This window comes from Terriglobia bacterium (genome assembly GCA_020073085.1).
In the GTDB taxonomy this organism is placed as follows: domain Bacteria; phylum Acidobacteriota; class Terriglobia; order JAIQFV01; family JAIQFV01; genus JAIQFV01.
The window spans coordinates 99509-110709 of sequence record JAIQFV010000016.1; the positions used below are offsets into that span (position 1 = coordinate 99509).

An 11201-nucleotide genomic window follows, 5' to 3' on the forward strand; every position below is an offset into this window, starting at 1 on the left:
ACGTCAACTGGCATCCCCGGGGCGCCCGATTGACGCCGATCTGCCCACTGCATTATAAGCGTTCCACGGCGTTCTTTTCAACCGCGAGTCGCGGCTCAAAAGGGTTTCCGATGTCTCGTCAGGCAAGAAAATGCGTTGACAATAATCTCTAGCCGCACTTAGAATTTTGTGGCGTACCTTATAAAACAGCACTGATCAGATCTCATTCATTGCGTGCTCCCACTGTCTTGTTTCTCGACGCCTCTTTGGGTGGGACCGGAGCATGTCGTGGAAAGTCATGAATTCGCTGCTCCGGGTGATGGATTGGAGAATTGTCAGGAGGCTTTGCGTATCCTCCCGCCTCATTCGATATCTGGACTTAAATTATGATGACCCTGCTGCGCTGCCGATTGATGTTGACAGGGGGAAGGAATGTTTTGAACTCAAAACAGCGAGTTGAATCGTTACTCTAATCATGGGTTCAGGGAGATCAAGGTAATGATCGGAAGAGAGATCGAAGGGTTTCAGATCATCGAAAAGCTCGGGGAAGGTGGAATGGGTGAGGTGTATCGAGCCACGGACACTTCGCTGGGTCGTGTCGTCGCATTGAAGTTGCTGCATACTGAGTTGACGAAGGAGCCCCAACTCACCGAGCGGTTTCTTTCAGAAGCACGAACCCAGGCACAGCTCAACCATCCCAACCTGGCTACTCTCTATCGGTTGTTTCAATTCGAAGGCAGTTACTGCATGGTAATGGAATATGTCGACGGGGAGACCTTCGCCCAGATGATCCGGCGGGTGGGTCCGATCGCACAGGAGCGAGCCATTCCCCTCTTCAAGCAGGCGCTGGCCGGTTTGGCGCATGCACATCATGCCGGGATCATTCACCGGGATATCAAGCCGTCCAACCTCATGGTGAACAAGGACGGGATTGTCAAGGTGATGGATTTTGGCATTGCCAAGATTTTGGGAGGGCGCGGGTTGACCGCGACGGGAGTGCGCCTGGGGACCCTCTATTACATGTCTCCGGAGCAGATCCGAAACCAGCCGCTCGACATCCGTACCGATATCTATGCCTTAGGCATCACGCTTTATGAAATGCTGACCGGTCGTGTTCCATTTGACAGCAACAGTGACTACGACCTGATGCAACAGCATATCCAACAAACGCCTCCGCTTCCTCGCCAGTTCTTTCCTTATTTATCTCCGGCCGTGGAAGATGCGGTTCTGCAATCGTTGGAGAAGGAGCCGTCGCGCCGATTTCAGACGGTCGAGGCATTCTCAAGGGCACTGGACGAAGGAATGAAGACGGTCACGGGCATTGGGGGAGCTACGGTGGCGCTCCACCCCACGGCCATGGACCAGACCATCGTTTCCCCTCGGCAGTCTCAAGCGGTTCCGCGGACGCCTACTCCTTCGGGAGGCGGCGGTCCCGCTTCTTCACCACCACGCGTTTTTACCCCCATGCCAGCTGCTCCACCTCCAAGACCGGCAACACCGATTCCAACGGGCGGAGGTCAAATGGCAGGACCGCCCCCTCGGGTGAGCACCCCAGCGTTACCGCCCCCGGTGCCATCTCCAAGAACCCCCTTTCCGGGACCCGGGCGACCCGGGACACCAATTCCACGCGTCGCGACTCCGGCGCCGTCAGGACCAGTCCCTCCGGCCAGAACCCCTCTCCCAACGGGAGGTGGACAGCCGCCGTTGTCCAGTACACGTGTCGCAACGCCGCTCCCCCATCCCACGGGTCTCTCATCCTCGACACCCCCTCCATCGACTGGAGGCTATGTACCGGGTCCGGGATCCTGGCCTCCGCCGACACCATTGCCTGGAGGCTACGCACCTCCCATGACTGGCGGAGGAGTTCCCCCTGTGGGAGTGAAGAGGAACTTGACCCCTTTGATCCTGGTAGGGGTAGCTCTCCTGGTGATCGGTGCGGTGGTCGTGATTATTGCCGCCAAGCGTTTTCTGAACAGGCCCAAACAGGATGTTGCGGTCTCTGAGTCATCGGGGAGTTCTCAACCGACATCGACTTCAACACCTCCTACGAGTAGCGCCGCGACACCGCAGCAGAACCCTGAACCTGTCGCTGCTCCGTCTCCACCTCCCCCGGAGACCACTGGAGCGACCCAACCGGCGGAACCAAAACCTGTCGCCAAGACGCCTGCCAAGGAGCCCCGTAAGGGCAAAGGCACTCCCCCACGCAACACAACGGAAACTCCTCCTCTGCCCGTCTTGACGCCGGAGCAGCAGGCCCAAATCCAGCAGCAGATTGACTCTGAGAAACAGCGCCAGTTGCAGCAACAGATCAAGGACCAGCAGAAGTCCGTGCCGCCGCCGGTCCAGCCGCCTTCAACTCCGGTCGAGAACAAAGCACCTGCCTCTCAGAGCTATCGCGTGGCACATTCCCACGGGGGTTTCAATTTTGATCAAAAATGTGTTGGGACCCTTACAGTGAGTAAGGCACGGATGACCTTCAGCCCGGATTCCGGATCGCATGCCTTCGATGTGGCCATCGGGGATGTCAAGGAGGTCAAGAAGAACAGCGGTTTCTGGTCCGTCCCCTCCTTTCATATCAGACTGAAGAATGGAGAGAATTATAATCTGGCGAGATTCACAACGGATAATCGCGTGGTCTCAGGAGTAGACATTCTTCCCCAGATCGATGCTCTCCTGCCGCCGGGGGTCAAACACTAAGATGCCTTGATCTCCCTGGATGGATCGGACCCGCTGGCCGGGACGGGATACATCATTTTTTGATTCTCATTAATGAAAATTCAAGTCGCACAAGCCTCTCATATCGGAATGCATCGCCGCGAGAATCAGGATTCCGTTAACTACGTGAATCCTGAAGGCAGGCGTCTTCAGAAGGCATTGGGCTGCCTGCTCATGGTGGCGGATGGGATGGGAGGAGCGGCCGGCGGCAGAGTCGCCAGCGAGATGGCGGTCTCAATCATTCCAAGCGTTTACTTTCAAAATACGGTGGACCCGCTGGAGAGCTTGAGACTCGCATTCGAATCTGCCAATACCGAGATTTTCCAGCGAAGTCAGAATGATCCCGCTCTGCGCGGGATGGGGACGACCGTGACGGCCGTTGCTTTCATCGATGGCCGCTACATTTCGGCTCACATCGGTGACACCAGACTCTATCGCCTGCGCAAACATACCTTTGAACGATTGACCTCTGATCATTCCATGGTTGCCCAGATGGTTCGCGAAGGACTGATCCAGGAGGAGGACGCCCGTCACCATCCCCACCGAAACGTGCTTCTGCGGTCCATGGGAATTCAAGAGAATTTGGTGGTGGATTTTCAGTCAGACCGCATCAAGGCAAATGATCTCTACGTGCTCTGTACGGACGGGCTGCACGGCCTGGTCGAGGACAACGAGATTGCCGCGATTGCCGACAGCAATCCGCCCAAGGAAGCGTGTGAGGCCCTGGTTAACCTCGCCAATGAACGCGGAGGCTTTGACAACATTACCGTTCAAATCGCCCAGATCGAGAGCACTGGCTGGCTTCAAGGATAGCCGTCTGCGCCCGCCTGTTTTCCAGCGGCAGCAGCCGGACCTATGGCTTTCCTACTTGAGCCGGCCCGCAGCGATTCTCCTCAATGCCTCGGATACACTCGCGACCGGCAGGCCCATCACATTGAAGTAACATCCTTCGATCCGTGTCACAAATTTTGAAGCCAAGCCTTGAACGGCATAGGCCCCGGCCTTGTCAAACGGCTCTCCGGAATCGATGTAGCTTTCGATGTCGGTCTCACTCAACGGGGAGAAAGTGACCCGCGTGCGCTCGCTCCAACGGAGCGAACGATGAGTGGCGTGACAAATGAGGGCGACGCCGGTGATGACCCAATGCGACCGGCCCGAGAGCAATCGCAACATCCGGCGGGCTTCGCCCCGGGAACGTGGTTTGCCGAGGATCTTGCCTCCCACACAAACGATGGTGTCTGCTGCAAGGATTACAGCATCCGGGGAGACATCGGCCACGACGGAACGGGCCTTCTTCAATGCGAGTCGGATCGCATAGGCGGACCGTCTCTCCCCTGAGCGCCGGGGACCCTCCACAACCTCGCCCGGCATGCTTCGAAATCGAATGCCCGCATTCCGGAGAATCTGACGACGCCGGGGAGAGGAAGAGGCGAGGATGATCTCCAACCGCCCTTCCTGATCCCGGCTGCTTTTCGTGGACTGGGTTCTGCCCTTTTCCATGATTTCTTTCACCCGAGTGTGGCGCCATTTTATCGAATTTCCCGCAGCCAGGCCATCCTCACGTGAGGAAGAATTTCACAATTCATTTTTTTTTGTTTCCAAAAAAAGATTTTTGCTGTACAAGAAGTCACCCGCATTTCAGTTCGTGATCAGTTTTTTCAACTCCAGTGAATTTTTGAGGAAAGTACTTCACGCATGCAGCACGTCACCCGAATGTTCCCTGGGCTTCTGCAAAGCCTGCGTCACTCACCCTCTCTCATGACATCGGTGTGGCGCGCGGTGTGGATCGCCAATGTGGGAGAAGCGACGGCCACGCATACTCATGTCTCCCGCTTCGAGAAGGGAACCCTCACGGTCCTCGTCGATCACCACGCCTGGCATCAACAATTGATCCGGATACGACCGGATCTCATTAAGACTCTGAATCAAGCTTGCGGCAAGACCGCGCTGATGGATGTCGAGTTTATCTACAACGCTTCTCAAACCGCTCCGTCGAAGGTCTCCGCTGCCGGGATTTCGGACCATCCTACCCTCCCATGAAAATAGCGGGTCAGCCTCGGCCGCCGTGTCCCCTGCCCCGATTCTTGGGGTACTCGATGGAGGGGGCGGATTGCCAGTACACTGAGTAGACGGGGATTCCTGATCTGCACGACCCCTCTTGCGAGCCTTCCTCATTCCCGAGTGTCTAATCCAGTTGATTTTCAATGTCTCTAATGTTAGTTTCATCCCCTCATTTTTCTCAAGATTATCGAGGCGGAAGAAATGAAGATTTCAGAAGAAGAAGTCCGGTATGTGGCCAAACTTGCCAACCTTGAACTCACTTCCGAGGAAGTCAAGACGTTTACCAATCAGTTGAGCAGTATTCTCGAACACATGGAGACATTGAGCGAAGTGTCTACCGACCACGTCGAGCCCATGACGAGGATTCCCGACTTCGGAGAGTTGGCTTCGTCCTCGACTCCTTTCCGTGAAGACGTCCCCGGACCCACGATTGGCACTGAACGGGCTTTGGGGAACGCGCCCGATCCCGGTGAAAAATACTTTAGGGTGCCCAAAGTGATTGCAGACCGTTAACCCGTAGCCTGGGACTTTACCCAATCGACTGCCTATGGCCCATTTAGATCCGAGAACGTTCTCCGTGGCGTCACTGCGCAAGGCCCTCTCCGCAGGCGAGGTATCCTCGCGGGAAGTCTGTGCCTCCGTTTACGAGCACGTGGAGAGGATCGATCCGAAGTACCGGGCGTTCCTTTCGCTCAGCCGGAAGCGCGCTGAAGAACAGGCCGCTCGAATAGATTCGATGCCCCGGGAGGAACGGCCCCCCCTGGCAGGGATCCCCGTGGCACTCAAAGATAATATGCTCCTGGAGGGATTCCCCGCGACCTGCGGTTCCAAAATCCTGGCCAACTACATCTCTCATTACGATGCCACCGTGACCCGGAAGCTCGAAGCCGCCGGGGCACTCATCATCGGCAAGACAAATCTCGATGAGTTTGCCATGGGCAGTTCAACCGAAAACTCGTCGTTCTTCACCACCCTGAACCCCAATGCACCGGATCGAGTGCCGGGCGGATCAAGCGGGGGTTCGGCGGTGGCTGTGGCGACAGGGATGGTCGTGGGCGCGTTGGGAAGTGACACCGGTGGATCGATCCGCCAGCCGGCGGCACTGACCGGAGTGGCAGGTCTCAAGCCCACCTACGGCCGGGTCTCTCGATTCGGGTTGATTGCGTTCGGGTCTTCCCTCGATCAGATTGGGCCCTTTGGACGCTCGGTAGCAGACGTCGCGGAAATGCTTCATGTCATAGCCGGCCATGACCCCAACGATTCGACCTCCGTCCCGCTGCCCGTTCCCGACTATCCTGAGGCACTGGGAGGCGACATCAAGGGCCTGGTGGTCGGGGTCCCCTGGGATCTTTTTGGCGAGGGTCTCGAGACGGACGTGAAGGAACACGTGACCGGAGCCGTCCGCTTGCTCGAGAAGATTGGATGCATGGTTGAACCGGTCCAACTGCCCCACTCGAAGTACGCCATCGATGTCTACTACATTGTGGCCCCCGCGGAAGCCAGCTCCAATCTGGCACGATTCGATGGAGTCCGCTACGGCTTTCGCTCACAGAATTCCCACACGCTTTCTGAGATGTACCGGCAGACGCGGGAGTGCGGGTTTGGTCCGGAAGTCAAACGGCGCATCATGCTGGGCACCTATGCCCTGAGCGCCGGTTACTATGATGCCTATTATCTCAAGGCCCAAAAGGTTCGCACGCTGGTCGCACGGGATTTCAAAGAGGCTTTCAAGAAGGTGGATGTGGTGGTTTGTCCGACGTCTCCCACCACCGCATTCAAGTTGGGGGAAAAAACTGAAGACCCGCTTTCCATGTATCTGAGCGATGTGTTCACCATTACAGCGAACCTGGCCGGAATCCCGGGCATTTCCCTGCCCTGCGGGAAAGACAAGCGCGGTCTTCCCATCGGCATTCAATTTCTCGGCCGGCCATTTGATGAACTCAAGATGCTTCAACTCTCCTTTGCTTACGAGCAGGCGGGAGGATTTGGACTTGAATGAGTGAACGCGGACAAACGCGAATGAGATGGAGTATCGGTTGTAGACACTCCTTTAAGATATCTCCCAATAGACAATACCCCCAACGGCAGTTGGGGGATCGTTCAGATTCAACCTACTGGCGCCTCTGGTTTTTCCAATTCAATTCCCCCGACGGCAGTCGGGGGATGATTCAGGTCCCACCTCCCCGGCTCGACGTGCGTGCTAGTTGAATGGTGTAAATCTCTCCGCCGACGGGATTCGGGAATTGTTCTTCTGAGTCAACTGCGCACAACCCGGCGAGATGCCAACTCCCGCCTCAGCGAGCGGCCGAATGTGAACTATCCCCCGCCTGCCGGTGGGGGGATTTGGGAAGAGGGGTCAAGCGGGGACAAACACCAGCATTTAGGACGACATCCAACCGATGTCGAAAAAGGTGTCAGTCCCCTTCATCTACTCGTGTTCAAGAGAAAGGATTAAATTGTCAAAATGCAGAATCCGGAGCTCTGACCCACAAATATTAGTCCATCAAGCATTCGTAATCGATGATCCCGTACCGTGCCTTGGGGTGCTGGATTTCCACGTACCCACATTCGGGCCATTCCTCTGAATGGGCCACCACGCCGGCTCGCACCATGTTCAAATCCATATAGGCCAGACACGAAGAATGGAAAGGTCCCAAGAACTCCCGACCCCCGACCGACAGATTGCTCTTCCACCGAACGTGCGCCCCCCCCTCACAGCGACCGTCCCCCAACTCCGTAGGAGTGCCATATCTGTACTCACGCCGAGCCCCCCACCACGTCGCAGTGCAACCCCGTAGGGGTGACATCATGCCCCTCATCTGAGCGCCAGAGGGACCTCAACCCTCCTGGAAATGTTCAAGGACCGCATAATAGAAAAACCGGAGACGTTCTTTTGCAACGGCTTCGACAAAAACGGTCTCATTATCGACGAGAAATACAAACTGGAAGTGCTCTCCAAAAACAAGAGCCGTCTTTACGCCTCATTGCTCTGGTTCAAGGACGTGGGCGCAATTGATGATGACGACATTGAAGTCTTCGATGCCATTCGGAAACACCGAAACGAAGTTACTCATGAGCTTCTAGATTTTCTGTCCGATGTTAAGCGGAACTTTGACGTAACGAAATTCGAAAGCTTGGTTAACTTGCTTGCCAAAATCGAAAAATGGTGGCTTATTAACTTCGAAATGGCGATTGATCCAGACATGGTGCCAGAGGACGTGAACGTTGATTACGTTATCCCGGGGCCTATGTGGAGTCTCCAACTGATGTTAGACATTGCTTTAGGTAACGAACCAAAGGAAGGTTATTACTATGATGCCTTCAAGAATGCCTCTAAGAAAGAGCACACCTAACAAGCGCGTGGAGTCGGACTCGCTACGTCGGCGCTTCGCGCTGCCTCCGCTCACCGCTCACGCGCATCGTTAACCCGATGAATATATGGATCAGCCCCGAACGATTGAAACGATTTTGAATTGGCTTCGGAGTAATGTCCTTCCTCCGCAGATTGTCAAATGTGATCACGTCACGTGCGACCGACAGGAGTTGCCGTTGTTTCTGGGCGAGAAGCTTGCCGGGACTGGCCGCGGCAGCCGCATCGCGCAAGTTGATCTCATTGTGTGCGACCAGTCCAGCCAAACAGTAAACTTGATCATCGAAGTAGATCCCAATCCCAATCCCAAAAAGGTTCTTGGTGACATCCTGGCAGTGCTGCTGGCTGACAACTACACTCCATCGAATGAGTTTCAACCATTCAAAATCAAAGACGCCGTTTTCGTCTATGTGACCGTTCTTCCGGAAAATCCTCACTCCCAAAAGGCGAAACAATTCCGCCAGATTGAAGCCGCGTTGCAGGCAAAACTTGATCTTCGCAGTCTTGGTATCCATGCGGTTCATCTGTGTCACGCCAGCACGGAGGAGGGAGCTGTCGAACGGTTCAGGCAGACTGTGGAACCATATTTAAGTTCCGGCCAGCTTAAGGTGAAGGCTTCCGTACAATAGGGCCCTGGCTGTGTACGGGCTAACCAAGGCATGCATCCGTCTGGAACAAAAGGCAATGCGGCGGGTGATGCCTCATCGTTAGAAGGCAAACCAGAGAGGGACAAAATCAATGGCAGAGCATGACGTTCCATTCAACGTCCCAAAGCGGGCTCTTGGCAAGTCCGACATGAAATTCGTCGTCAAGCGCGACGGTGCAGTGTTGGGCACGCTGGCCATATCAAACGGTTCGGTAGTCTGGTTCTCCAAGGGAACGACCTATGGGTACAAAATAGACTGGCTGAAGTTCGGCCAGCTTATGCAGAATCACGCCTCTCGTTGTGAAAGACGATAGCAGTTTTACTCTAGCATGATATCTGTGCTATCATGTCTACATGATTCGGCGGTTTCGCAACGACGGAACGGAGGATGTATTCAACGGGCGGAACACGAAAGTGGCGCGTCAGGTGTGCCCGCGACAGCTATGGGGCGTTGCGGCGCGAAAACTCGATCAGCTTGACTCGGCGGAAACGATCGAGGACCTTCGCGTTCCAGCGGGGAATCGACTCGAGGTTCTCTCAGGTGACCGGCGAGGGCAACACAGCATCCGCGTGAATGAGCGCTACCGAATCTGTTTCCGTTGGTCTGATGACGGTCCGACGGAGGTCGAGATAGTGGATTATCACTAGCCTCAGCATATGGGAGAACATCATGATACGGGTGCCAACTCATCGCGAACCAACTCACCCTGGTGAGATGCTTTTAAGGGAGTTTCTGGAACCCCTGCGTCTGTCACAGCAGGATCTTGCTCGGAGGATAGGGGTTCCCTACCAGCGAGTAAACGAACTTGTCAACCAGCGTCGTGGCGTCACGCCGAGCACTGCGCTTCGATTGGCCCAATTCTTCGGCAACTCTCCGGCTTTTTGGTTGAACCTCCAGCTTCGGTGGGATCTTTATCATGCTCAGACGGAAGAGGCGGATGCACTCAGAAAGATTCGTCCGATGGGGGCCGGGGGCAGATCCGACTCTGAAAGCAGCAGGCCTACTAACCATTCGCCCCAGCGGACGGTCCGCTGCACGGCCCGCCCCTGAGCTTAGCCGTTAGCCGGACAAATGCTCATCGACGCGGCACGACGTTAACGAGGGAATCGCCATGAACGATTCGGAGAAGCCGAAGGGTTCTGCAGACGCTGACGTACTTCCTGCCAGTTCGACCCCGTTGGTGTTCATAAGCCACGATGGTCGCGACGCCGACTTGGCGGAAGCCTTCAGCAAGCTACTCAAGAGCGTCAGCGCGGGCATGATCAAGACGTTTCGTTCGTCTGACAAAAAGGGTACGGAAGGCATCGATTTCGGCGACGAGTGGTACAAACGGCTTATGGCAAAACTGCAGTCAACATCGGATGTGGTTTGTCTCTTCACCGAACGCAGCCTCGATAGACCGTGGATTCTGTTTGAGGCCGGAGTGGCAAAAGGGAAAGTGACTACTCCGGTCGTCGGTTTGGCGCTGGGGGTGCCTCTGACCCGTGTCGCGTCCGGGCCCTTCTACAACTTTCACAACATGGACGACAGCGAGGGAGATCTGACGAAGCTCGTGCATCAGCTCGCGAGGCGGATCCCCAACCTGGAGCTCGACGCCGATGTTGTGCAGACTCAGGTAGAGGCTTTCAAGGCCACCGAAGCCACAATCCTAAAGTCACTGGCAGCGACTGGTGGCAAGAAAGCGGAGGATGCTGCGGACGAGAGCCCGGTCGCCAAGCTGGCAGAAGAGATGAAGGCATTGCCTTCACGCGTCGCGGAACGCTTGGCCGAGGTTGGCGATCCCTTTCGCCGCCGCAGAATGCGTCGATTTCATCCAATGATGTTCGAAGAACTGATGCACATGTCAGGCGAGCCAGGTGATCCGGTCGCGATTCTGATGGCCGCCAGTATCGTCCGCGACGAGTTGCCCTGGCTCTATGAGTTGGCAATGGAAGTGTACCGGGCCGTCAAGTCTGGAAACACGGAGGCCATAGAGGCTGAAATGGCGCGCCTTGGCCATTTCTCAGAAATCATGATGCATGGCCCTTTCATGCACCAAATGGGTTTTGGCGACAAGGGGTCGCACATGTTCGCGATGGAGTTTCCGCGAATGGAATGCACTGGGGTCGAATGCACTGGGGTCGGACCAAGCTAACTTGCTTTAAGATAAGAGAATAAGTTCCAAAACCGGGTGTTTTCGAGGCTTAACCGGCCTTTTTCGCCCTCCAAATTGTCCTCGTAAGCCGCCACCTCCTCGCGCAACTGGTAACCAGTTTCGGCGGGCATCACGTCCCTTCCTCGAGCCCGCGCCCCCAATTGCCTCCGAACGGCTTCCACATAAGCCGGGCTTCCCACCGCCAGACTCTCGCTCCAATGACTCTGCCGCTCCAACTGCTTCCGCTGTAGGGCTTCTTCGATTTGCTCGCGACAGGCTTGCTGCAACTGGTCCA

At 55.8% G+C, this 11201-nt stretch carries 13 protein-coding genes; 10 read left to right on the forward strand and 3 right to left on the reverse strand.

Annotated elements, in window-relative coordinates; genetic code table 11:
- Window positions 1-477 precede the first annotated feature (477 nt).
- Both LAO21_16475 and LAO21_16480 read left to right on the forward strand, forming a co-directional pair.
- A complete protein-coding gene (locus tag LAO21_16475; GenBank protein MBZ5554315.1) occupies window positions 478-2676 on the forward strand; it encodes a protein kinase in 2199 nt (732 codons plus the stop codon).
- A 72-nt stretch (window positions 2677-2748) separates the two neighbouring features.
- Complete coding sequence (locus tag LAO21_16480) at window positions 2749-3507, forward strand: Stp1/IreP family PP2C-type Ser/Thr phosphatase (protein ID MBZ5554316.1); 759 nt, start codon at window positions 2749-2751, stop codon at window positions 3505-3507.
- 51 nt (window positions 3508-3558) lie between these two features.
- On the opposite strand, the gene LAO21_16485 is transcribed toward LAO21_16480, so the two are convergent.
- A complete protein-coding gene (locus LAO21_16485; protein MBZ5554317.1) occupies window positions 3559-4194 on the reverse strand; it encodes a Maf family protein in 636 nt (211 codons plus the stop codon).
- A 195-nt stretch (window positions 4195-4389) separates the two neighbouring features.
- Between LAO21_16485 and LAO21_16490 the strand changes: the two genes are divergently transcribed.
- The 4 genes from LAO21_16490 (at window position 4390) to LAO21_16505 (ending at window position 8108) form a co-directional block, all read left to right on the forward strand.
- Entirely contained in the window at window positions 4390-4734 is a 345-nt protein-coding gene (locus tag LAO21_16490; protein MBZ5554318.1) for a DUF721 domain-containing protein, read from the forward strand.
- Window positions 4735-4956: 222 nt separating this feature from the next.
- Window positions 4957-5268: an Asp-tRNA(Asn)/Glu-tRNA(Gln) amidotransferase subunit GatC gene (gatC, locus tag LAO21_16495; GenBank protein MBZ5554319.1), complete on the forward strand. Its 312-nt coding sequence runs from the start codon at window positions 4957-4959 to the stop codon at window positions 5266-5268.
- A gap of 34 nt (window positions 5269-5302) precedes the next feature.
- Window positions 5303-6754 (forward strand): Asp-tRNA(Asn)/Glu-tRNA(Gln) amidotransferase subunit GatA, encoded by a 1452-nt coding sequence (gene gatA / locus LAO21_16500; protein ID MBZ5554320.1) that lies wholly within the window; start codon window positions 5303-5305, stop codon window positions 6752-6754.
- Window positions 6755-7607: 853 nt separating this feature from the next.
- Window positions 7608-8108 carry a hypothetical protein gene (locus tag LAO21_16505; protein ID MBZ5554321.1) on the forward strand — a complete coding sequence of 167 codons (501 nt, stop codon included), beginning with the start codon at window positions 7608-7610 and terminating at the stop codon, window positions 8106-8108.
- Window positions 8109-8130: 22 nt separating this feature from the next.
- Here LAO21_16505 and LAO21_16510 read toward each other — a convergent pair whose 3' ends face one another.
- Window positions 8131-8640 (reverse strand): hypothetical protein, encoded by a 510-nt coding sequence (locus LAO21_16510; protein MBZ5554322.1) that lies wholly within the window; start codon window positions 8638-8640, stop codon window positions 8131-8133.
- A gap of 223 nt (window positions 8641-8863) precedes the next feature.
- On the opposite strand from LAO21_16510, the gene LAO21_16515 reads away from it, so the two are divergent.
- From LAO21_16515 to LAO21_16530, 4 genes are all read left to right on the forward strand, one after another.
- Window positions 8864-9085, forward strand: coding sequence for a hypothetical protein (locus tag LAO21_16515; protein MBZ5554323.1), 222 nt, complete (start codon window positions 8864-8866; stop codon window positions 9083-9085).
- A gap of 40 nt (window positions 9086-9125) precedes the next feature.
- Window positions 9126-9419, forward strand: coding sequence for a type II toxin-antitoxin system RelE/ParE family toxin (locus tag LAO21_16520; GenBank protein ID MBZ5554324.1), 294 nt, complete (start codon window positions 9126-9128; stop codon window positions 9417-9419).
- A 22-nt stretch (window positions 9420-9441) separates the two neighbouring features.
- Window positions 9442-9822 carry a HigA family addiction module antidote protein gene (locus tag LAO21_16525; protein MBZ5554325.1) on the forward strand — a complete coding sequence of 127 codons (381 nt, stop codon included), beginning with the start codon at window positions 9442-9444 and terminating at the stop codon, window positions 9820-9822.
- 61 nt (window positions 9823-9883) lie between these two features.
- Window positions 9884-10906 (forward strand): toll/interleukin-1 receptor domain-containing protein, encoded by a 1023-nt coding sequence (locus LAO21_16530; GenBank protein MBZ5554326.1) that lies wholly within the window; start codon window positions 9884-9886, stop codon window positions 10904-10906.
- On the opposite strand, the gene LAO21_16535 is transcribed toward LAO21_16530, so the two are convergent.
- A partial coding sequence (locus LAO21_16535) for a hypothetical protein (protein MBZ5554327.1) occupies window positions 10903-11201 on the reverse strand: 299 nt, incomplete at its 5' end. The two genes, LAO21_16530 and LAO21_16535, sit on opposite strands and share 4 nt — an antisense overlap.

Bases quoted from the DNA above. Each gene is read 5' to 3' on its own strand.
- LAO21_16475 (MBZ5554315.1), top strand. From the start codon at position 478: ATGATCGGAAGAGAGATCGAAGGGTTTCAGATCATCGAAAAGCTCGGG.
- LAO21_16480 (MBZ5554316.1), top strand. From the start codon at position 2,749: ATGAAAATTCAAGTCGCACAAGCCTCTCATATCGGAATGCATCGCCGC.
- LAO21_16485 (MBZ5554317.1), bottom strand. From the start codon at position 4,194: ATGGAAAAGGGCAGAACCCAGTCCACGAAAAGCAGCCGGGATCAGGAA.
- LAO21_16490 (MBZ5554318.1), top strand. From the start codon at position 4,390: ATGCAGCACGTCACCCGAATGTTCCCTGGGCTTCTGCAAAGCCTGCGT.
- gatC (MBZ5554319.1), top strand. From the start codon at position 4,957: ATGAAGATTTCAGAAGAAGAAGTCCGGTATGTGGCCAAACTTGCCAAC.
- gatA (MBZ5554320.1), top strand. From the start codon at position 5,303: ATGGCCCATTTAGATCCGAGAACGTTCTCCGTGGCGTCACTGCGCAAG.
- LAO21_16505 (MBZ5554321.1), top strand. From the start codon at position 7,608: ATGTTCAAGGACCGCATAATAGAAAAACCGGAGACGTTCTTTTGCAAC.
- LAO21_16510 (MBZ5554322.1), bottom strand. From the start codon at position 8,640: ATGGATACCAAGACTGCGAAGATCAAGTTTTGCCTGCAACGCGGCTTC.
- LAO21_16515 (MBZ5554323.1), top strand. From the start codon at position 8,864: ATGGCAGAGCATGACGTTCCATTCAACGTCCCAAAGCGGGCTCTTGGC.
- LAO21_16520 (MBZ5554324.1), top strand. From the start codon at position 9,126: ATGATTCGGCGGTTTCGCAACGACGGAACGGAGGATGTATTCAACGGG.
- LAO21_16525 (MBZ5554325.1), top strand. From the start codon at position 9,442: ATGATACGGGTGCCAACTCATCGCGAACCAACTCACCCTGGTGAGATG.
- LAO21_16530 (MBZ5554326.1), top strand. From the start codon at position 9,884: ATGAACGATTCGGAGAAGCCGAAGGGTTCTGCAGACGCTGACGTACTT.